The sequence below is a fragment of the Paenibacillus sp. Soil766 genome (assembly GCF_001428105.1).
Lineage (GTDB): Bacteria > Bacillota > Bacilli > Paenibacillales > NBRC-103111 > Paenibacillus_E.
Genome location: NZ_LMSJ01000054.1, coordinates 74373 through 95689 on the forward strand (window position 1 = coordinate 74373; position 21317 = coordinate 95689).

18 protein-coding genes and 4 tRNA genes are annotated in these 21317 nt (G+C 46.5%); 4 read left to right on the forward strand and 18 right to left on the reverse strand.

Annotated features, from left to right (window positions below; translation table 11 throughout):
- The 3 genes from ASG89_RS29830 to ASG89_RS29840 all read right to left on the reverse strand — a co-directional run bounded on the left by ASG89_RS29830 (nt 1) and on the right by ASG89_RS29840 (nt 7152).
- The gene (locus tag ASG89_RS29830) at nt 1–879 is read right to left on the reverse strand and encodes an HAD-IIA family hydrolase (RefSeq protein ID WP_235549980.1); all 879 of its coding nucleotides are present in this window, start codon (nt 877–879) and stop codon (nt 1–3) included.
- A gap of 220 nt (nt 880–1099) precedes the next feature.
- Entirely contained in the window at nt 1100–1648 is a 549-nt protein-coding gene (locus tag ASG89_RS29835) for a glycerol-3-phosphate responsive antiterminator (protein ID WP_057314990.1), read from the reverse strand.
- Between the two features lie 98 nt (nt 1649–1746).
- On the reverse strand, nt 1747–7152 hold the full coding sequence (locus ASG89_RS29840) for a glycerophosphodiester phosphodiesterase family protein (protein ID WP_057314991.1): 5406 nt from the start codon (nt 7150–7152) through the stop codon (nt 1747–1749).
- 426 nt (nt 7153–7578) lie between these two features.
- Between ASG89_RS29840 and ASG89_RS38780 the strand changes: the two genes are divergently transcribed.
- Nucleotides 7579–7701, forward strand: a complete 123-nt coding sequence (locus ASG89_RS38780) for a hypothetical protein (RefSeq protein WP_200963583.1) — start codon at nt 7579–7581, stop codon at nt 7699–7701.
- Between the two features lie 578 nt (nt 7702–8279).
- Here the strand turns inward: ASG89_RS38780 and ASG89_RS29850 are convergent.
- From ASG89_RS29850 to ASG89_RS29875, 6 genes are all read right to left on the reverse strand, one after another.
- Nucleotides 8280–8361 (reverse strand) — tRNA-Leu (locus ASG89_RS29850).
- Between the two features lie 16 nt (nt 8362–8377).
- Nucleotides 8378–8449 (reverse strand) — tRNA-Glu (locus ASG89_RS29855).
- A gap of 171 nt (nt 8450–8620) precedes the next feature.
- Nucleotides 8621–10363, reverse strand: coding sequence for a methyl-accepting chemotaxis protein (locus tag ASG89_RS29860; protein WP_057314993.1), 1743 nt, complete (start codon nt 10361–10363; stop codon nt 8621–8623).
- Nucleotides 10364–10509: 146 nt separating this feature from the next.
- Nucleotides 10510–10598: transfer RNA gene (locus ASG89_RS29865), tRNA-Ser, on the reverse strand.
- Nucleotides 10599–10603: 5 nt separating this feature from the next.
- Nucleotides 10604–10679: transfer RNA gene (locus ASG89_RS29870), tRNA-Asn, on the reverse strand.
- Between the two features lie 19 nt (nt 10680–10698).
- Complete coding sequence (locus ASG89_RS29875; RefSeq protein ID WP_057314994.1) at nt 10699–11172, reverse strand: SprT family protein; 474 nt, start codon at nt 11170–11172, stop codon at nt 10699–10701.
- A 113-nt stretch (nt 11173–11285) separates the two neighbouring features.
- On the opposite strand from ASG89_RS29875, the gene ASG89_RS29880 reads away from it, so the two are divergent.
- The 3 genes from ASG89_RS29880 (at nt 11286) to ASG89_RS29885 (ending at nt 12718) form a co-directional block, all read left to right on the forward strand.
- The gene (locus ASG89_RS29880; RefSeq protein ID WP_057314995.1) at nt 11286–11639 is read left to right on the forward strand and encodes a hypothetical protein; all 354 of its coding nucleotides are present in this window, start codon (nt 11286–11288) and stop codon (nt 11637–11639) included.
- A 73-nt stretch (nt 11640–11712) separates the two neighbouring features.
- Nucleotides 11713–11877 carry a cortex morphogenetic protein CmpA gene (gene cmpA / locus ASG89_RS36830; RefSeq protein ID WP_141692697.1) on the forward strand — a complete coding sequence of 55 codons (165 nt, stop codon included), beginning with the start codon at nt 11713–11715 and terminating at the stop codon, nt 11875–11877.
- Between the two features lie 250 nt (nt 11878–12127).
- A complete protein-coding gene (locus ASG89_RS29885) occupies nt 12128–12718 on the forward strand; it encodes a hypothetical protein (RefSeq protein WP_057314996.1) in 591 nt (196 codons plus the stop codon).
- A 233-nt stretch (nt 12719–12951) separates the two neighbouring features.
- Here ASG89_RS29885 and ASG89_RS29890 read toward each other — a convergent pair whose 3' ends face one another.
- The 9 genes from ASG89_RS29890 to ASG89_RS38310 all read right to left on the reverse strand — a co-directional run bounded on the left by ASG89_RS29890 (nt 12952) and on the right by ASG89_RS38310 (nt 21287).
- Nucleotides 12952–15222 carry a Tex family protein gene (locus ASG89_RS29890; protein ID WP_082593703.1) on the reverse strand — a complete coding sequence of 757 codons (2271 nt, stop codon included), beginning with the start codon at nt 15220–15222 and terminating at the stop codon, nt 12952–12954.
- A gap of 85 nt (nt 15223–15307) precedes the next feature.
- Nucleotides 15308–15658 carry a type II toxin-antitoxin system PemK/MazF family toxin gene (locus ASG89_RS29895; protein ID WP_028553893.1) on the reverse strand — a complete coding sequence of 117 codons (351 nt, stop codon included), beginning with the start codon at nt 15656–15658 and terminating at the stop codon, nt 15308–15310.
- A gap of 3 nt (nt 15659–15661) precedes the next feature.
- Nucleotides 15662–15943, reverse strand: coding sequence for a CopG family ribbon-helix-helix protein (locus ASG89_RS29900; protein ID WP_028553892.1), 282 nt, complete (start codon nt 15941–15943; stop codon nt 15662–15664).
- A 217-nt stretch (nt 15944–16160) separates the two neighbouring features.
- On the reverse strand, nt 16161–17351 hold the full coding sequence (gene alr / locus ASG89_RS29905; RefSeq protein ID WP_057314997.1) for an alanine racemase: 1191 nt from the start codon (nt 17349–17351) through the stop codon (nt 16161–16163).
- Nucleotides 17352–17374: 23 nt separating this feature from the next.
- Complete coding sequence (locus ASG89_RS37990; protein ID WP_057314998.1) at nt 17375–18700, reverse strand: YecA family protein; 1326 nt, start codon at nt 18698–18700, stop codon at nt 17375–17377.
- A 174-nt stretch (nt 18701–18874) separates the two neighbouring features.
- A complete protein-coding gene (locus ASG89_RS29915; protein ID WP_321166540.1) occupies nt 18875–20041 on the reverse strand; it encodes an outer membrane lipoprotein carrier protein LolA in 1167 nt (388 codons plus the stop codon).
- A gap of 163 nt (nt 20042–20204) precedes the next feature.
- Complete coding sequence (locus ASG89_RS36835; protein WP_157276865.1) at nt 20205–20360, reverse strand: hypothetical protein; 156 nt, start codon at nt 20358–20360, stop codon at nt 20205–20207.
- An 87-nt stretch (nt 20361–20447) separates the two neighbouring features.
- Nucleotides 20448–20993, reverse strand: a complete 546-nt coding sequence (gene rfbC, locus ASG89_RS29920; protein ID WP_057315000.1) for a dTDP-4-dehydrorhamnose 3,5-epimerase — start codon at nt 20991–20993, stop codon at nt 20448–20450.
- A 168-nt stretch (nt 20994–21161) separates the two neighbouring features.
- Nucleotides 21162–21287: a hypothetical protein gene (locus tag ASG89_RS38310; RefSeq protein WP_268795680.1), complete on the reverse strand. Its 126-nt coding sequence runs from the start codon at nt 21285–21287 to the stop codon at nt 21162–21164.
- Nucleotides 21288–21317: the final 30 nt, after the last annotated feature.

The following is a 21317-nucleotide window of genomic DNA, read 5'->3' on the forward strand; positions in this document are numbered from 1 at the left end:
CTAAAGGTTACTTGGTTTAATTTCGTTAATCTGATTTAGAATATAGTCAGGTTCAATACCTGTTGCTACGATGTCATTCTTCGAGTCAGCACCTGTCAATACAAGCGCGGTGTACATGTCGTTCGCATTCCCGAATTGAATATCCGTTGATAATCGATCACCAACCATTAAGCATTGTGCTGGTGAGATTTTCAGCAGATCAAACGCTTTTTGCGCGTAATAAGCAGAGGGCTTCCCGATTATACGAACGGTTTTCTGCAGGCTCGCCGTTTCCAGCGCTTTGACAAGAGACCACGTATCCGGAATTACCCCGTCATCGATCGGGCAAAAGGGATCAGGATTAGCCGCAATCAGCTTGGCCCCGTTTCGAAGGGCATTCACACCTGCCGTTAGCTTCTCAAATGTAAACTGCCTGTCTAAACCGACAAGTACATGTGTCGCTTGCAGCGGGTCCTTCGTCATCTTGACGCCATATAGCGCTAATTCTTGTTCCATTGGGGCTTCACCTATCATCAGAACGTTGGCATCCGGCTCATGCTCTTGAAAGAACTTCCCAGCTACACATAAGGCCGTGAGCACCTCATTCACCTCGCAAGAAATGCCTAATTCGCTAAGCCTCATCTGCACGCTTTCCTTGGTCCGAATGGTTGTATTCGTAACGAACATGACCGATTTGTCATGCTCACGCAGCCAGTTCACTGTACTCAACACACCTGGCAATAGCTTACCGCCTGCATAGATCGTACCGTCTAAATCGAATAAATAGCCTTTAAATGCATGCAACTCCTTACTGCTTTTCCCTGAATGTTTTCGCTGAAAAGGCACGATACCACTCTTGCTATCGTTGCCACGCTCAGGAAATCTAGATGTTTCTGCCACAGCACTGCCTCGCTTTCAATAAAAATAACCCTTATCCAAAAAACACGGAAATAAGCCTTTTTAGAGGATGACAAGCATGCTCCTGCTTATTTTCACATGTTCCTGGACAAGGGTTTTCTCCTGGTCTCGACCCAAAGTATCAGTTCTTGTGATATTCATAGTTCTACTATAGATGAAGATTGTTCTCGGAAAATTAAGGGCATTTGATGATTTTGTAAACCTAGTGTCGACTCCACATGCTCGGATCCCCAATGGAGATGTAGTCTGCACCGCTATCGAGCGCTTCGACGATTTCTTTTTTGTATCGAATAAGACCTCCGACAATCAACGGTTGTTTAATTGTGCTTTTCAATTCCTTGATCACTCTTGGCATTAAACCAGGCATAAGCTCAACTTCATCCGGTTGTATGCTGTTGATCATGCGGACTGCCGTTTGCAGCGCTGCCGTATCAATAATAAAAATCCGCTGAATACTTCTAATGCCAGCTTGTTTAGCTGCCGCAATAGCGTTGGATTTGGTCGTAACAATCCCATCCACTTTAAACTTTTCTGCTAAATACCCAACCGCATGTGCATCTCGGCCAAGACCGCCTACCATTTCCAAATGTACATACACCTGTTTGCCTGCGCGGTGAAGCTGTTCCATGATGGATTCCAAATTGCCAATATGACCTGTCATTAAGTTAACTCGAGTTATATCACTTTCTAAAACTTTTGCGAGCTGATCGTCCTTCGTCACTGATGCGATCATTGGATATTTACTCGACATGCGCTCTCACCCCCACTTTAACCTTAACAAACATTTATTTGCTACGTATTAACACCTCCTCCGCCAATTTGAGCTCGGAGGAGATGTTAACGATATAATTAATTTGAAAAATGTAGAGCTTGCAGCATGCGGCTTAGCATGACAGCACTTTCCGCACGTGTACCGGTACTCAGCGGGGAAAAAGCATTACCATCCCTGCCGTTAATAATGTGCAGCGAGGAAGCCGTTCTGATCGCATCCTTGGCCCACTCCGCGATATTGGCTTCGTCACTGAACGTGGCAGAGCTGTTGGGCTGCAGCGCTGCGTTGAAGCCTGCGAAGCGTAATGCTCTGTCAATCATAACCGCCATTTCTTGGCGGGAGATGGGTGCGTCTGGGCGGAAGCTATGATCTTCATATCCACCCACAAGACCAAATTTTACTGCGAGATTAACTGATGCCGCAAACCAATCGGTAGCTTTGATATCCTTGAAGCTTGCCTTTGTCGCCTCTGATGAAGTTAAGCCAAATGATCTCACCAGCAAAACGGCGAATTCCGCGCGTGTTACTTGGCGGTCCGGTGCAAAGCTCGAAGCTCCAACACCTTGCACAATCCATTTATTTGCCATGGCTTCTACTGTTTGTTTGGACCAGTGATTGTTTAAATCACCAAATGTCACTGGGTTCGCTATAAGGAGATACGTGCTGTTCGTCCGGCTGTACATGACAACTTCATTGCCACGGATCATAAATGGAACCGGGTTATACACGGTATTGCCATTAGCATCACGCTCTTCGCGTACGGCAGCCATAGCTTTGGTGTCGGTTCCGGCGTCCAGCTTGATGGATCTAGCCATGAACGTTGAGAAGCTGGAAACATCTGCACTCTTCCCCTCATCTGCTCCTACTATAAGCGTAAAGTCGACGGCTTGGTTAACCGATAGCCCGTGCGATGTCGCCTCAGAAGCTGCCTCCTCATTCAATTTGAGATGAATGGTCAAGTTTAGCTTATCTTGTGAAGTTCCTAGCGTCCCTGCCCAAGCTTGCAAATCTACAGCTGATAGATTCAACTCATAGGAACCAAGTTCGCTTTGAATAACGACTGTATGATTATTCTCTGACGACAATATAGTTTGAAGAGTCGCTGCTGGCAGGATGGCAACTGCTTGATCCTTTTGCTCACTCAGAGGGACGGTTATGATCAACTTATTTGCTGTTCCCGATTGCTGGATAGCCGCTTGGATCATTGCATCTGTCACCGTGTACGCAGCATCCTTGATTTCTGTATCTACACCACCGCTGCCTACATTTTGCTCACTGTCGCCATCTGGTACACTTGGCTCGCTTGGCTCACTCGGCACACTCAGCGTGATTGGCTGTGTATACAAGTCATATTTATTGCCGTCATTCATCGTGTATGTGTATCGTAACAACGCATGCGCTACACCTGAACCCTTACCATTCGCTGTAACCTCATTGCCGTTTACATCAAAGGAATTATGCCCATCCAACAAAACGATCTCAGGTGCGATGGTTGTTGTATCCCCTTTGTAGGTTGCCACGCTAGCCTGAATCGAAAGTTGTTCCATTTTCGCAAACGTATACTCCGTCTTCTCCGGACGTATGGCTGCGGCCATATCGGCTGCCCAGTTGGCATAATCGGTCGTTAATCCCCATGCACCATTTAAGAAGAATTGATTAAACGCCTTTCGATCATTCAGTGTCCAAGGCGAAATTAAGATCCCACGATGTTTAGCGGCTTCCATAAAGCTTTGCGAGATTCCGCCGTACCCATTATTAAACGTAGCATTCAATGGCTGAATCGAACTAAGGACAGTCCGCAGCATCCCTTTGACACTTGTCCCTCCAGACAAGCTGGATAAGAGACCTGAAGGCATCGTCGGCATCAAGCTGTTTACACGCACAATCTGAGCGGCAACGAAGGACATGTTATCGATGTCAGCTTCGGCATTTTTGTCTTTAATCAATTGGACGAAAGCGTCGATGGCTGCTGGTGTCGAAGTCTTGATTTCGTTCATGATCATTTTCCCACGTTGCTGAACGAGATCAATTTGTTCTTCCAACGTCGGAATTCTCACATCTGGATAGTCCGTTGGATGAGGCTTGTTGGCATTGAGTGCCTTAATTTCGGCCAATGTGTACTTCTCGATATTGCCCGTTCCATTCGTCGTGCCCGCCAATTCTCCATCATGATGAATGACGAGATAGCCATCTTTAGAAATGTAGACGTCATTTTCGATAAAATCCGCCCCATAATCGAGCGCCAAGCGATTACTTTCAATTGTATTCTCCGGCGCAGCCGACGGAATTCCACGATGTCCAATTACATATGGCTTCCGAATCATTGTCTTGTTCTGGCTATATACGCTCAGTGCGGTGAAAGCCGCAGTTGGCGTATCCGTCACGATGCCGTTCACACCTGCCGTAATCAAGGTATGTATAGATAGATTTTTCCCGGGGGCTGCCGATTCATCTTTTGCCCAGACCATAATCGTTCTCATTTGCAAATAGTCCGTATTCTCTCTCGTTGCAGCCTTTTGTGGAAGAACAGCAATATGCGCAAGGCTTGCATTGGTTGTCTGGCGGATTTCCAGCAATTGTTCTTGGCTAAAGCTTGACATCGTGCCAAAATCTACAATTCCGCGAATAATCGGATACGCTAATCTTGCTTTTTTAACCAACTCGCCGTTATTAGACATCACGAATACGTCTTCGATGCGATTATCCTTCAAATAGGTAATAAGGTTATCGACAGTTGATTCATCCGTGATATAAAATGCCGGCATCGTCTTCGTCCCAAACTCACCTAAAATGGCCTCTAGATTTCCAATGACAACTTCGCCTGTTGGATTAGTTACTTTAAGTTCGTTGTTCACGTGTAAAATAGCCGTAGCCGGTGTTGCAGCATCCGCCCATTTCGTCAGATCGGCCGCTTGGGTAACCTCAGTTACAATGGTAGAAGCCATCGCAATTTGTGTGGCAGGCTCTGTAACGCTGGCGTATTTATCGGTAGCCGTGAGCGGAAGAGCATCCTGCTGCAACGTTACCCGAATATTATCAACCCTCATTTTACTGCCGTTTGATTGCAAGCCAATGCGACCCTTCGTATACGATTCTGCATTAGCTGTATCCACAACAACCTTGTCGTTAATCATTTCCATCACACGATTGTTAAATGCCTTAACCGTATAGTGGTACATTTTGCTCGGATCAATGGCTTCCGTAAAAGACCCCGTATCCATCACGTTCCAGGCATTCGCTGCGGTTCTTTCAGCAAACTCTATACCATTTGCAGCTGTAGCATCTTTTCTGACCGCCATTTGATAATACGGATAATCATTATTTTGAATGCGATACATAATGGAATGCCATCTTGCTGCATCGTTCGCTTGCAAATGCGTCACATCAGCTTCGATTTTATAATTACCAAATGTCCCTAGGTAGTCTGGCAGAAGCACACGCGAAGGATTGTCTGGAGCCGTTGCCGCATCGATTTCAAACCCTCCTGCTTTAACAACGGCTTTGCTCGCTGTCGTCCCTTCTTTGCGGCTCCAGCCTGCTGGAAGTGTCCCATCCGTTAGCTGGTCAAAATTTTCTTCATAGAGCACATACTCGCTGTCCGTTGCTTCTTTGGCTACGACGAGCATGGATATCGTAACACCATCTTTTTGGGCACTCAGGGCATACACCCCTTTTTGTGAAATGCTCAAGCTGCCATTATTCACAACGACTGATGGGCTGCCAGAGGTCCAAGTCAATTCATTGCCGGTTATTGTACCTGACGTAATATCACTAAAGTCTGCATGAAACGTTATTGAGTTTAAGGGTAATGGTTGATTCACTGTAGCCAAAAAGTAATCGTTATCGTGCGTGAGAGAAACTACTTTTGCTGGCCCCGAACTAGGAGTCACCGTTATTTCTTGCAAGTACTCAGCACTATCATAAATTACCCTTACCATGGTGCTACCCACTTTAAGCGGATATAGTGCATTATTTGTGACATTGATGATCGACTCATCAGAGGAGTAAACCTTAAATGGCTTGCTTCCAATAGGTTCACTATAACCGTCTGAATAATATACGTTGCCAGTGACACTCACAGGTCCAGTAAAAACTTCCATCGTGCTAGGTACAACGAGGTTTTTCAGATCTGCCGAAACTCGCGTCACTTTCAGGTTGTCGAATGAGACCTTGCTTTGATCCACTTGCAGCCCTACCTTGCCTTTTTCCATAACTACCGCTGTTGGCAGCGTTGTGTCGGTCACCATCGTGTAGCTTGGATCTGACTTGGCTTTCATATATTCTTTGACATTATTACCAAAAACGCGAACCTTCATCGAATAGTCCGAGTTTAATGTTAGTGCTCTCCAACTGCCGGAGATTGGTGTCGGGGCCCAACTACCGTCGGGTTTGCGATAAGCGAATTCATAGGTTCCGTTTTGACGAACCGCCATTTGATTGTAAGGATTTCCCCCTGAAGCAGGCACCCTTACCATCAGTGCTGCCCATCTCATGTTATTCAGCACAGATTCAAATCTTATATCCGCTTCAACTGTGTAGTTGTCCCATTGGACTGGAGCTACAATTCGCGCTTGTTTACCCGAGGCTTTTCCATCAAAAGTGATTCTGCCATTGCCATACGTATCCTGTACAACCGTAAACGAAGGACTTCCCGCATTCACATCAGAAACCCATCCATAAGGAATTGTGCCGTTTGGATACGCATCAAAATTCTCCTCTAGCAGCACGGGGTTCACCGCATCTGTAATTGGATTACTATCGATTAAGTTAATCACACCGAAACCGGTGGTATCATTCCAGAAAGAGCTTGACTGATATGCGCTCCAGTAGCTGTTTCTTTGCTGTGTCGCTTCTGTCCCATAGCGGTCCGTTACCCCAATTTCCAAGCCCAACTTCTTCGTAAAGAAAGGATCCATCTTCAACATATCCCATGGTATTGCAGTTTCTAAGGACCAGCCTGTTGCCGTCTTCTGTATGGCCCTCAAGGTCTTATTTGAATCCTTGCTGCTTTGTCCGTTTGTGGCAGCACCATAATGAAACTCTGGTGAGGTGGAATCTGCCTGATACACAAAACCAAGCTGCATATCATCTGCTGCATAAGGAGTCGATTGATGCATCGTAGGATCTAGAAAGAAATTAATGCTATCCTGGTCAAACCAATTCCCTGATCCTGCCGCAGTCAGGTTATCATCATCCGCCTTGACTCCGATGTACAGGTACTTATTGTCCCAGAGCATGCCGAATTTACTATCCTTAAACGTACCACTCCCTGTTTGTTTCGTTAAACTTTGGCTAATTGACCATAGTGACTCATCCAATTTCCCATCAATTACCGGAGCATTCACCGTTTTACTCACATTCAACGAATTCCTAGCGTCATTTGCGGCTTGAGCCTGCTGCTCAGGCAAGAGACCATGCGGTACGAAACTAGCAATTAGCGCAGCTATAATAAGACGATTCACAACCTTTTTATATCGTTTCATAGAATCAATCCTCTCTGATTTGAATGGCATAAATCTCTGTAAAATCAACCACCTAGTTCTTACATCACTCCTCTTTTCTGTTTTTGAGAACACAAAAAACCCTTCACGCATACAAACGACGCAGCTAGTTTTCACTAGCCAATCATTTGCTGCCTTGAAGGGTTTTCTCCTGGTCTCCTACCCCTGCCTATTCAGTTCAGTTCTCCTATAAACAATACTAGCGAGTGATTGTTTATTCCGTGTTATCTATGCAATAAGAAATTGTAAATTGCAATCGATCTCTACTCTCCAAAAATATTTGAGCTACACGCTGTACCCTACAAAAGCACATGCACGTCACTTATGTTTCACCCGCTGGACCTTGGAGGTTTCACGGGTTTTTAAGGGCAATTTGATTTCGATTGGCTGGACCGGGCAATTGCATTGTTGTCCAAGTATGGCATCAAGACAATTCTCGGCACCCCGACATTTACCAGCACGACATACATGGACAAATATTTCATTAAGCGCGAGCGCCAGCACAATGGAGCCGACGAATGTTGCAAATAAATTCAGAAATCCCATTACCAACGTGTTGCGTAGCACGAGATAGAACTGATCGTCGCGGAACAGCTGCGCAAATTTATCGAAACCTACGAATGGGCTGCCCGATATTCCTTTAATCACCTTGTAGTCTAGGAACGCCATGATCCATCCGTAGAGCGGCATATAGTTGAAAACAACCACCAACGCGACGAGCGGAAGTGTTATGAGCAACTGTTGCTTTTGTGTGAGCAGTTTACGCAACTTGGATGGTCTCGACTTCATTAGTCTTAACGGCGCTGGGGCCGATGTCTGTGTATTCTTCATAGTGTGTCGCTCCTTCCTGGCAACCGTGTGAAAACGTTATCTCTTATGGATTCATTATAACTTGCCGAGACCTTACTCTATAACCGTTCAAAACCTAGCGGTTAACCTTACAAAACATTTTACACTCTGGACTCATTTCTTTAAAAACATGAAAAAGAAAGAGGCTTCTCCAAGTTAGTTAAACTTACGAAAGGCCTCTCATTTTTATTTTCGTGAAAAAGTTGTTTCAAAATAGAAAAAAACCCTTAATAATAAGGGTTTCAATCTTAAAACTGGGATGCGGTCGGGGGGATTTGAACCCCCACGCCTTGTGAGCGCCACCCCCTCAAGATGGTGTGTCTGCCGTTCCACCACGACCGCATGAGAGATAAAACAATGACCCGTAGGGGACTCGAACCCCTGTTACCTCCGTGAAAGGGAGGTGTCTTAACCACTTGACCAACGGGCCATACAAAAGTCATTAAACATTTCAGCCCGTTAAGGACGACAAGTGTTATTATAAAGGATTCCGCGCCCTTTGACAAGCCTATTTATTGGAAATAAAGTCAGTCCAGGCTGGCAACTCAGGAGTCCCCATGTGCACGTTAACTCAACCATGAGAACTCCCATTTGCAGCCAACTATTTAATTTTGAAGTAGGTCACAGATTCATTCAATGTATCCACAACAGACTTCAGCTGTTCCGACGCAGCAGCAATATTCTGCATCATTGCAAGCTGCTCCTCTGTTGCTGCTGCCACCGTCTGAGATCTCATCAGAATGTGAGATGAGCTTGACGCTGACTGATCCATCGTAGCCGAAATTTCTTCGGAGCTAGCAGACATTTGCTCTGTGATGGCTGACGTCTCATGAATCTGCGAGACGATATGTGTCACAGATTGCATGATCGTTTCGAAGCTTTGGTTCACTTCCTGCATCATTTGTGAGCCAGCGCTTGCTTCCTGCTTCGTCGCATTCATCGACTGGGATACGCTATCAATCTCGACTCTCGTTTCGTAAATTAACTGATTGATGCCATCAGCGGATTCAATCGATTGTGAAGCCAATTTGCGGATTTCTTGCGCAACGACATTAAATCCTTTGCCATGCTCACCTGCTCTAGCCGCCTCAATAGAAGCATTCAACGATAAGAGATTGGTCTGGTTCGCGAAGCTCGTGATGCTCGATGCGATTTGCCCAATCTCATCAGATTTACGGGTCAACGACTGTACCGTATCAGAGAGCTGTTCAACCGAGCTCAGCATATTCACGATCTGATGTTGCAGTTTCGAGAGCAATTCATTACCGAGTGTTGCGTGCTGAGAGGTTAATGAAGAGTGATCCGCCATGACGCTTGAGTTCTCTGCGACACGTTGAATCCCAATCGCCATTTCCTCAATAGCTCGGCTCGTTTCTTCACTGCTTCTTGCTTGCACTTCGACTTCCTGCGTCATTTCTTGAATATTCGAAGCTACATGTTCTGCAGCGTGAGCAGACTCTTTGGAGCTGTCCGAGAGCTCCACGGAGGCATCGTGCACGAATTGCGTATTGTGTGCAATCGTGCCGATCAAGCCTCTCATTTTGGCAACCATATGATCAACCGATTCTGAAATCTGACCCAGCTCATCCTTCGCATACGTCAGTTGTGGCTCGTGACGCAAATCTCCTGCAGCAACCTCACCGGTAATGGTCAAAATCCTACGAATCACCGACATAATTCTCCTGATCACGAATCCGCCACTTCCGAACAGAATAACGATGACAACTGCCACGCCGATGTAAACACCTCTAGCTGTTGCTTTATTCTCCAGCTCAATATGGACAATGCTTTGGTTAGCATGCGTGTCTAGAATTTCACCAATAACATTCAGCCCTTCGCGTCCCTTCTCAAAGGTGGCCATCAGCTTCGGTTCATTCAAAACGCCTTTACCAGCACTCCCCGTTTGAACAACGGCATTCGCTTCTTTAACCCACTGATCAAAGGAGGCTTGGAAGCTCGATGCACTTTGCTCAATCTTCACTATCGTCTCCGTTTGTGCCGTTTCCAGTAATTCCTTTGATTTTAAAATAGTAATTGCCTGTCCTACCCTTGTATTCGTTTGTTCGATATTGTCTTTCATCACCTTCAACTGATTCGTTTTCTCCTCCGCAGTCAAGGTGCCAGACACCAGCAACTGATAAGCGTTCATGGCTTGATACATATCCCGATCCGCATTCAATATAAGCGAGACACTCTTCTCCGTCGTTTCATACAAGGAGGAGGTCAGCGTATCCGTATTGGACTTGTTTATTTGTAGGAGATATACACTCGAACTTAAATAAAACAGCGAAGGAATCAAAAGCAATAGGATAAGGCGCACACGTATCGATAATAATTTGGTCACTGGTAGTTCCCCCGTCGTAAATCTTTTTTATTCACTATATCTGACAATAGTTTAACAGGTATTAGAAATTTGTTAGCATAGGTTGAGATTCGGATGAACAAAAAATAAGTTCAATGGCATGAATGCCATTGAACTTATTTTTGTGACGGAGAGAGAGGGATTCGAACCCTCGCACCACTTACGCAGTCTAACCCCTTAGCAGAGGGTCCCCTTATAGCCACTTGGGTATCTCTCCATGTATGGCTCCCCGAACAGGACTCGAACCTGTGACAACTCGATTAACAGTCGAGTGCTCTACCAACTGAGCTATCAGGGAATGAACAAGTTTTATTTTATTATGAAGGCGCTGTTAAGTCAAGTGTATACGATTTCAATTTTCCCCTGCAATTTCCACAAGCGAATTTACGCACATCCATTTTACGTTTCCGATAATATTCCGTCTTGCAATTCACGCACTCTAACCTATATTTATAGGCTTGTTTCGTTCGGGGGCGCGGTAAGGATTGGCAATATCGGGTGCCTCCTACTTGGGCCAGCAAGGTTTTGAAATCTTGATCCCGATGCTGATAGCCTCGCTTCAAAATATGTAAATGATAATGGCAGAGCTCGTGCTTGATAATCTTCTCGATTTCATCCCGCCCATAGGTCTCCCACTGGCTCCAACTGATCTCAATATCATGTGATTTCATAAAATAACGTCCACCGGTCGACCGCAATCTCCGGTTAAAACGCGCCTGGTGAACAAAGGGTCTACCAAACGATTCCATAGAAATCTGCTCGATCCATTGCTGCAGCTCTTGATCTTCCATCTACGAACACTCCAATGACAAGTTCTTACTTGAATTTGTACCGTATGTACGGCTATACTGTCAAGTAGAAAAGAAGAACGAACGCTCTATACAGAAAGGAATTGAATCTCCCCATGCCACAAATGCGCTATGCGATATTGAAGCTTGACCAACAACTAGAATTCGTCGAAATGCCCTCCTCCTATTCCTATCAATTAACGGCTTTGAACCAACGTTTGCACAAAGAATTAGAGAAATTAACCGCTGATCATGTGCCACAGCTACCACGCGTAATTGCTGAGTGTGACGATTTGGAATTGATCGGTACGGCGTATACACTTATTCAAGGCTTGGATTACATCAATGGTTTGGAGAAAACGTTCGCTGGTATCCAAGAAAAATCGTACCCTTTGATCTCATTGTTAACTGAAATCCGCGCACTGCAAGCTCAGCTTGAACAATGGTACGAAGAGGAATTTGATCTCTAAAATAAGAGGACCTGCACCCAATACTCTCCTTCTTCATATGCTATAAGTACATGGCGAAGAAGGGGATGGGCATATGCCTCAATGGCTTTGTAATCAATTAATGCGTGCCTTCCAGAACAAAAACCGCAGACAAATTCGATTATTGAACGATAGTTGGTACTTTTACCGCACTCGCCGCTCACAAGAGGAGTGGCCCGACAGCCAATCGACGGACGGACCGAGCAAACGTAAATTTTGATGAGAAAGCTAGTACTTGTGACTACAAGTGCTGGCTTTTTTGCCATTGGGTACATACGAGAAAAAACAGTTGCATATTTGAAATGTGCCCTCTATACTGTAAATAAATGTAACAAATAGTAAATGCAAATAAGAATGCGAAAGTGAGTTAAATAAAAATACCTGAGTGAAGCACACTCGAGCTTGCAGATTATCTGCCGTTCGTTTGTGCTTTTTTTGCGTATTTATTTAGAAAAAGGGGGCTTATTTACATGCAGACAAATAGTAGTCAGTGGCTGCGCAGAATGCGCGAGAAGCATCGTAGGTTGTTTTGGAAAAAGAGATTGGAGGATCAGATTCAGGTGTTGCCAGAAGGTGAAAGTGAAAATCGAGGGCAAGGGAACAGGATGAGGGTAGATCAAGTTCTTAAGAAAGGAAAACGAATAGATCGAGTGCTAGAGAAAGGGGAAGGAAAAGAGCAAGTGCAACCGATTCGGAGTGGAGTAGATCACATGCAGCAGACTGGCGATCGAGTAGATCACATTCAGATGACTGGAAGTCGAAACAACGTTATTCCTTTGGAACAAAGGAGGATCGTTTCTAACCGCAACCCCCATCCTCCTACCATCGCTGAGCTTGAGGCGGACGTGTGGGAGCTTCGAAAAAAGTTTATACTCCAGATCGCCAATCGGCGTAATGGCAAAGTTCGGCTTCAAGAAGTGGCTGCCGAGTGCAATGTGAACGTTCGTGTCGCGGCTGAGTGGCTCATTCGCCTCTCGATGGAAGGCATGCTTTCCCTTGTGGCCGGTCAGAGGTACACGATGACATATTTGGTGAAGGAGGTGGCAAGAGCTCAGAAGTAACTGGATAACCTCCATCTATTTCCACACAAGTTTGCGATTTTGAAGGAATACTCAGAGATTAGCTACATGAAATCCAGCTAACGTACTAACATTACGACCCGTTATGAAAACTTCTGCTCGGGTGCTGCGGATGAGCGTCCATGAACACAAGGTTCACGCAAAAAAAGCAGCTGGGAGCGAACTCCCAACTGCCAGTTAACTACTATCAACTATCCACTGCTATCATCAACCTACTATTGCGGTTTCTTCATCGTTAAGCCTACGCGGCCTTTTTTCTGGTCCACGTTGAGCACCCATACTTGGACGATGTCTCCGACAGAAACAACATCCATTGGATGTTTCACGAAACCGTTCTTGAGCTGGGAGATGTGTACCAGCCCATCGTTCTTAATGCCGATATCGACGAAGGCGCCGAAGTCGATTACGTTACGTACCGTGCCTGTCAATTCCATGCCCGGCACAAGGTCCTCCAGCTGCAGCACGTCTGTGCGGAAGATCGGCGCGGGGACTTCGTCCCGCGGATCGCGCCCAGGCCGCTGCAGGCTGTCTAGGATGTCCCGCATCGTCGGGACACCAACACCAAGCTTAGGAGCCATTTCCTCTGGCTCCAGCGTCTGCAGCAGCGCTAGCGGCTGCTGTGAACCAAGCTGCGCGAGTTCGATGCGCAGCTCCTTGAACAAGCGATCCACCACGTCGTAAGACTCTGGATGGATCGGGGTGTTGTCGAGCGGGTTCCGGCCGCCCGGAATCCGCATGAACCCGACACACTGCTCGAAGGATTTCGCGCCAAGGCGCGGAACCTTCGACAGCTCCTGGCGGGAGTTGAACTTGCCATTCTCCTCGCGATACTTCACGATGTTTTTCGCCAGTGTCGCGTTGACCCCCGACACGTACGACAGCAAGGACGGGGACGCCGTGTTCAAGTCCACCCCGACATGGTTAACGGCCGATTCTACGACGGCCTTCAAGTTCTCGTCCAGACGTTTCTGCGAAACGTCATGCTGGTACTGACCGACGCCGATCGCTTTCGGCTCGATTTTTACAAGCTCCGCGAGCGGGTCCTGCAGCCTCCGCGCGATCGAAATCGCGCTGCGCTCGGCGACGTCGAGCTCAGGGAACTCCGTCTGCGCCAGCTTCGACGCCGAGTACACGCTCGCTCCCGCTTCGCTGACGATCAAGTACTTGAGCTTCCGCTCCTTGATCTCACCGATCAGCTCCGCAACGAACTGCTCCGTTTCACGGGACGCCGTCCCATTCCCGATCACAATCAGCTCCACGCTGTATGTGCTGATCAACTGCTTGAACTTCGCCTTCGCTTCCGCCACCTTATTATTCGGTGGCGTTGGGTAGGTGACGGCGATTTCAAGCATTTTACCGGTGTCGTCAATGACGGCCAGCTTGCAGCCTGTCCGGTAGGCCGGATCGACACCGAGCACCACATGGCCCTTAATCGGCGCTTGCAGTAGGAGATTGCGCAGATTTTCAGCGAAAATCTTAATCGCCTGCTCTTCGCCCGCTTCCGTCATTTCACCACGTACCTCGCGCTCAACGGATGGAGCTAGCAGTCTTTTATAAGCGTCTTCGACAATCGTACGAAGTACATCCCGTACAACCGAATCACCTCTCACGATTTGACGCAGCATGTAGTCGTGAATTTTATCTGCTTGGACATCTAAACCAACCTTCAAAATCTCCTCCCGCTCGCCGCGATTAATCGCGAGAATACGGTGAGGCGGCAGGCGCTTCACAGGCTCTTGATAGGCGTAATACATCTCGTAGACAGATTCTGCCTTCGCATCCTTCGCCTCTGTTCGCATAATGCCGTTATCCTGTGTGAATCGACGCACCCAGGCACGTATTTTCGCATCATCCGCGATATTCTCCGCCAGGATATCCATCGCGCCTTGAATCGCCTCAGCGGCGCTTCCAACCTGCTTGTCCGCGTTAATATAACGCGAAGCCTCTTGCTCCAGCGAGCCTTGACGAGGCTGCTTCCAAATCCACGCGGCAAGCGGCTCCAATCCGCGTTCCTTCGCAACGCTAGCTCTCGTTTTCCGCTTTTGGCGGTAAGGCCTATAGAGATCCTCGATTTCCTGCAGTTTCACGGAACGCTCGATTGCACTACGCAGCTCGTCCGTCAGTTTACCTTGCTCGTCGATCAAACGAACAACCTCGATCTTACGATCCTCGAGATTACGCAAATATTGCAGCCGCTCCTCGATATCTCGCAGCTGATTCTCGTCGAGCTCGCCCGTCATCTCTTTCCGATAACGCGCGATAAACGGAATCGTATTGCCCTCGTCCAGCAACTCCATCGTCGTCTTCACTTTGCCGCTTGGCAACTGTAGCTCAGCGGAGATTTGCTTCAGGATCCGTTCCTGTATCTCCGCTTTCTTCTCCGCAGAAATCTGTATCTTCGCTTTCGGTTCTTCAAACTCACTTGCTTTTGGTTTTCCTATGTTCTCCGTTACTTGACCTTCCGTCTCCACATTCGCCACAGTCATACCTCTTTTCAATTGATCGTATGTATATGTATGTACAAACCAAAAAACGAGGGTACCTAGCGCCCTCGTCCGTTCCAGACCTTATTCAAAATTCTATCAGTCCCACACTAATTTGCAAAGCGTCGTCAACCTTTCGCATCGTTTCTTCATCTAAATGCGTAATTTTGTCCGTCAATCTTTGCTTGTCGATTGTTCTGATTTGCTCAAGCAGAATGACCGAATCTCGATCGAAACCGTGCGTCTCCGCGTCGATTTCCACATGCGTGGGAAGCTTTGCCTTTTGGATTTGAGCTGTAATCGCTGCAACAATCACAGTGGGGCTAAAGCGGTTGCCGATATCATTTTGGATCACTAGAACAGGACGGACTCCTCCCTGCTCCGATCCTACGACCGGCGAAAGATCTGCGAAAAATACATCGCCACGTTTCACAATCACGTCTTACACCCCGCTTACTAAGCGATCAAGCGTTCCGTCCGCTTCTTCCTCCGCTTGAAAAGCTTCAGATGCCATGCTGAGATTTATTTTCGCCATTTCCATATACCCACGCTGCATGGATTCGCGTAGACTGCGCTTTTTGCGTTCAATTAAATACAGCTTCATTGCCTGACGAATGAATTCACTCCGATTGGAGTTTTCCTTCTCAACAATTCCGTCCACTTCTTGCAACAGATTGTCAGGCAAGCTAATCATGATCCTTTTCGTATTATGCGCATTGCTCACACTCTCGCACCCCCAGAAACGATACAAAGACAATATTACCAGTATGTCATTCCAAAAACCAAATTATACAATAGAATATATGCCTCCGGTATATCAATTATGTTACACCTTAAGATATAAGATTGTTACTACATAGTATTCTATAAGCTATTCGTGAAACCCTTTTCCAAACCTTCAAAAGTTGCATGGTAAATTCATGAAGCAATTTCCCCCGTTATTAATAACGGTGACGCATCAGCGGATTTAAAGCTTCAACCCGCTCCCCATTACGCACATACACACGCGCAACACGGTGTGAAATCATACAAATTATTTCATAAGGAATCGTCCCCAGCAGACGAGCCACATCTTCCACAGTAATTCGTTCTTCGCCCTGCTCGCCGATGAGAACAACCTCATCCAGTGCTTGCACGTCCGGCACATCGGATACATGGATCATACATTGATCCATACAAATCCGGCCGACGATCGGCACTCTTTTGCCACGAACCAGCACCTCCGCTTTACCCGAAAGCATACGAGAGTATCCATCCGCGTAGCCGATCGGCAATGTCCCAATTTGCTCATCACCTTTGGTGTGATAAATCGTTCCATAACTAACACCTGAACCCGCAGGCAGTGTTTTGAGATGCACAATCCCTGTCTTGAGACTCAGGACTGGCTTTAGCTCAATTTTCGTTTGATCCACATCCTCAGAAGGATACAGACCATACATGGAAATCCCCAGACGTACCATCGAATAGGTTAATCCGGGCAAATCAATGGCTGCCGCGCTGTTTCCGGCGTGAATATAAGGGAACGTCTCCCCTTTATCCGTAAAATAGCTCACGATCCGCTCGAACCTGCCGTACTGCTCTAGCGTATAACTCTTATCGACTTCATCAGCATTCGCATAATGTGTAAACAGTCCTTCTACATCCACACCCGGCAGCAGCAAGGCTTCTTCTATAAAAGGAATCGCATCTGCTTCCGTATGCAAGCCGAGTCGCCCCATGCCGGTATCCAATTTGATATGGATTTTCAGCTTCTTCTGCGATGCGTTCTCTTGCTTCCTACCTTGCTCTCGCAAGGCTTCCAGTACGTCACGGCTGTATACTGCAATCGTCACATCCAGCTCTCGTGCCCGACTAATCCCCTCTGGGGGCGTATAGCCGAGAACAAGAATAGGCGCAGTAATTCCTGCATTTCGGAGCTCTAGTGCTTCATCAAAGAACGCGACACCCAAATAATCCACACCCGCGGCGAGAACTTCTTTGGATACTTCTACAGCCCCGTGTCCGTAAGCATCCGCTTTAACGACTGCCATCTGCTTCATGCCTGCAGGCAGTACTTTCTGAAATTGTTCAATGTTGCTTCGCAGTGCATCTAACGATATTTCCACCCACGTGGGCCGATAAAAAGCATCCACCAGCGTTCACCTCTTCTATCCTGTTACAAACAACATTTTTTATATTTCTTCCCGCTGCCGCATGGGCATGGTTCGTTACGTCCGATTTTCGGTTCAACAGCAATGCTAGGTGTATGATTAAGCACATAGGCTGCCTCGTTTACGAAATAACGGAATACGCGATTTCCAGGCTCAAGAACCGTCATCACGACTGGCTTTCTTTCAAACCCATATTTCATCTCTGCATCTGGTAAGAATTGCGCAGTTATCACACCGAAACGAACCAATATAGTAGCTACCGCATGCAAAAACACATCAGCACTTGTATCGAGCAAGATACCGGATTGTCGATGCATATCCCATTCTTTTTTCACATTATGTTCTTGACCAACAGGCCAGCTTGCTAACACACTTGCAATGGCTCTTCTCCAGGCTTGAATATCTTCTGGGCGGCCACCTTCGTTAACTTCCTCGAGAATTCCCCAGTTCACTCGATTCCAGAGCGCATCCAAGAGAATAACAGCTTGTTCCTGCTCGGTAAGTGCCAAATAAAAAGCTAATTGCTTCGCATTTACGGTTAGTTGTGTTTCTTCTTGTGTGATCCCTAGCACTACCGCTACATAGAAAAAGAATTGATACACCGGCTCTTGATCTTGATTCAATGTCGGCTTACGGAAAAGCTGCAGATTCTGCCCCTCATCGAACTCGTTCCAGAATTTCCGCGGCAAATGTTTGCGCGCAGCCGACAACTTGACGTTCTTTCCGGTCTGTACAGCCTCGAGAAAAGCTCTGAATTCCTGAACGATTGGTGGCACAGGCGTCCGCCCATCCATCCAAAGTTGAAGCAGCTTCTGGTCAACCACAAGAGGCTTCAGCTTTCGCTTGGAAGCTGGCGTTTGTTCTTCAATATAGGCTTCTATATCATTCGAGTTCAACCAACGTTCCAACGCGTAGTCATTATCTGCTTCCATGTACTGCTCGTATCGCTCTTCGAAATAAGATTTATGCTTACATACTTCATTCAATGAAGTGGACTGTTCTTTTGAAATTCTAAATGTCACTTGAAGGAATTGAATCCACTTTTTGAAAGAAGTCAAATAAGCACCAATATCAGCTTCCTCTGTGCTAAGCACATGGCTGATTAAGAATCGACCTACAAAATCGACAATGGTATCACCCAGAACATCCTCATAGCTGATGCCATAACGCACGAAGTATTCGGTCATCACAAAGTCCATACGATCCACATGTTTGTTAGCCGTTGCTGGCTTCAACTTTCCCTCATCATTCAAGAACGTTGCGAAAGCCTTCGTCTCATTTTCCCAAAATTCTCGTTGCTGTTCCAAAGTCATTTCATTCTTGTTTGTCATCCTAAACACTCCAATTATCTATTCGCTCCAAAGTTGCATTATACCAAAAAAACGACCGTTCGTGGGAGTTGGATAAATCTTCTTGTAAATTTTATTCCAAATTCTCATCGTATACATGAGAAAAAACCCTGCACCATAGGGTGCAGAGCCATTTCTTTTTACATAAAATCGAACTTATTTCCCGGATTGTCCATCCGTTGCCATCGCAACTTGAATCATTTCATTCACCGGCATATCCCCCGTAAACATCCGGAACTCAACACCATCGTTCGTCCAAGTCAGTGTTCTAGGCTCATCCTTCGAGCCATTCCCTGTGATCACACCAACCGTGAATCCGAGATCAACAATATCTCCCGGCGGCAGTGAAACTGATTTGGCTTGAGGTCTGACCTCGATCAGATTGAAGCTGTATTTCCCTTTATATCGTAAAAGTACAGCAGAATCCTCACCAAGCTTCATATCGCTGATATCCTGCTTCACAACATCCTTCGGCAAGTAGTACGGCTCAACAATGCCAACACTTTGGGCTTTGGCAGCTGCTGGCGCGGTTTTCGTCGCATCTGGTTTCGTCGTTGTGCCCGTAGCTTTGGATTGATCGGATTGACCGCCTGTGGCGGACAGATTTTTATCCGTTACCGATTTGCCCCCGGTTGCCGCAGGGTGATCTGCATCTGTCACTGCAACGTCAGCTGACGTTGGCATTGTTTGCTGCTGCAAATTCCAGCTGGTCATGTTGCGCTCCATTTGGAAGTAATCCTTATCGAACGATGTATCGAATTCAAAATGCGTGAAATTCACCTGCACCAACACATTTTGGTTCGCATCTGACACTTGAACTTGTGCAGGCGCGAGTGTTTTCTTATTCAGCCAGATTTTCTGGCGAGAAAGTTGCTCATTCTGGTAGTTCGCGGCAACATCGAAGACATAAGCATCCTTGTCCGTCGTAAATTGACGATCCTTATCCGCAATTATGCTCTTCGCTAAAGATTGGAACAGATACACTTGACCTTGATTCTCTGGCCAATCACTTTGGAAGCGGAAACTCTTCTTCAAATGCGGCGTCAAGACAAACACACCTTCTTCATTGCGCAAAACGATTTGTGTAACATCCTTCGTAGCATTCGTCAGGGAAATCCGGTAGAAATGCTCAGGCGAGAACGCCACCTCAACCTGATACTCCTGAGGCTGCTGCCCGGTGTTTAGAATCATGCTTCCTGTTGCTTGATAGCTGCTCGACTTGCCCATCACATGATCCAAGTCCTTTACGATAGATCCTGCATCCTTTTTACCCATCCCGCATCCTGCGAGAACCAATGCTACACACATTACCACTGCTACCATCCATGTGACCCGGCGCATTCGATCATCCCCTCACTCATGATTAACATCCTCATAGTACATGCATATGAGGGGACTTGTTCGATTATGCAGCCAAGCTTACGGCTTGGACGAAAAAGTGTTGCTGAGGTGATTTTGAAAAGAAAAAACAGAATTAGAATAATCTCTAATCCTGCTCTTTTGGTGTCGATTTGTCTTCAATATTTTCTAATCTTCTATCCGTACGGTCAAGTATTTCTTTCATTGCTGTTAGATCAGCACCAATTTCATTCAATCTATCCATCATCGCAACTAAATACTCACGATTCGTCATCTCAGCCACAGCATCCACTCCTGATCAAAATAAGCTTACCTAATTATAACTCAGACTTCCGTTAAAATGGATGCAACTTCTTGAGTCTCACTACATTCAAAAATTAATCTCCGCGTCCCTTAACAAAGGATGCTTCTCATCCTTAGCCGATAAAATCGGCGATGTCGTCGGCCACTGAATACTTATTGCCGGATCACTCCATAGAATCCCACGGTCATGCTGCGGCGAATAATAGGCATCCACCTTATAAAGCACCTCAGTCTTCGGCTCTAATGTACAGAAACCGTGTGCGAAGCCCTGTGGAACCAGCAACTGTCGCTTATTGGATGCGCTGAGCGTAACACCCACCCACTGGCCAAATGTTGGGGAGCTCGTGCGAATGTCTACTGCAACATCGAAGATTGAGCCTGCGACTACTCTTACTAACTTCGTTTGCGCATGCGGATTTAATTGATAATGGAGCCCGCGCAGCACGCCTATTTCTTCCGAAAGCGAATGATTATCTTGGACAAAATCTATCGTAATCCCCTCTTTGGCCAACTTCGCCGCATGATAGCTTTCCATAAAAAATCCCCGATGGTCCCCATGGACCTCAGGTTCAATAATCACAAGCCCAACTAAAGCCGTTGGTGTCATCTTCATATTGTCCTCTCACCTCTTCGACTAGCATATGCAAGAGAATCCTAGAAAGCCTCAGACAGCCGTTTATAGACAGGTGACCTCTTCCTTATCGTTTGGGCTCTAGGCAAGCGTAAAAAGGCCGCCAAGAGCTTCACAGCCCCAGCAGCCTTTTTCTTGTATGAGATGCATCTACCATATATATACGATACCTGCAATAATACCTGCCCAAATCAGGGAACCGAAGACCACACCGACAATCAAACCTTTGCCGATCAACACATGCTCATCCTGATAAGCATCTTCATGATCAATCATACCCATAACCTCCCCGCCTACTCAGTATAT

What these genes read in the sequence shown, in the direction of transcription:
- ASG89_RS29835 (WP_057314990.1), bottom strand. Translation starts at nt 1,648, where the DNA reads ATGTCGAGTAAATATCCAATGATCGCATCAGTGACGAAGGACGATCAG.
- ASG89_RS29840 (WP_057314991.1), bottom strand. Translation starts at nt 7,152, where the DNA reads ATGAAACGATATAAAAAGGTTGTGAATCGTCTTATTATAGCTGCGCTA.
- ASG89_RS29875 (WP_057314994.1), bottom strand. Translation starts at nt 11,172, where the DNA reads ATGGAAGATCAAGAGCTGCAGCAATGGATCGAGCAGATTTCTATGGAA.
- ASG89_RS29880 (WP_057314995.1), top strand. Translation starts at nt 11,286, where the DNA reads ATGCCACAAATGCGCTATGCGATATTGAAGCTTGACCAACAACTAGAA.
- cmpA (WP_141692697.1), top strand. Translation starts at nt 11,713, where the DNA reads ATGCCTCAATGGCTTTGTAATCAATTAATGCGTGCCTTCCAGAACAAA.
- ASG89_RS29885 (WP_057314996.1), top strand. Translation starts at nt 12,128, where the DNA reads ATGCAGACAAATAGTAGTCAGTGGCTGCGCAGAATGCGCGAGAAGCAT.
- ASG89_RS29890 (WP_082593703.1), bottom strand. Translation starts at nt 15,222, where the DNA reads ATGACTGTGGCGAATGTGGAGACGGAAGGTCAAGTAACGGAGAACATA.
- ASG89_RS37990 (WP_057314998.1), bottom strand. Translation starts at nt 18,700, where the DNA reads ATGACAAACAAGAATGAAATGACTTTGGAACAGCAACGAGAATTTTGG.
- ASG89_RS29915 (WP_321166540.1), bottom strand. Translation starts at nt 20,041, where the DNA reads ATGGTAGCAGTGGTAATGTGTGTAGCATTGGTTCTCGCAGGATGCGGG.
- rfbC (WP_057315000.1), bottom strand. Translation starts at nt 20,993, where the DNA reads ATGAAGATGACACCAACGGCTTTAGTTGGGCTTGTGATTATTGAACCT.
- ASG89_RS38310 (WP_268795680.1), bottom strand. Translation starts at nt 21,287, where the DNA reads ATGATTGATCATGAAGATGCTTATCAGGATGAGCATGTGTTGATCGGC.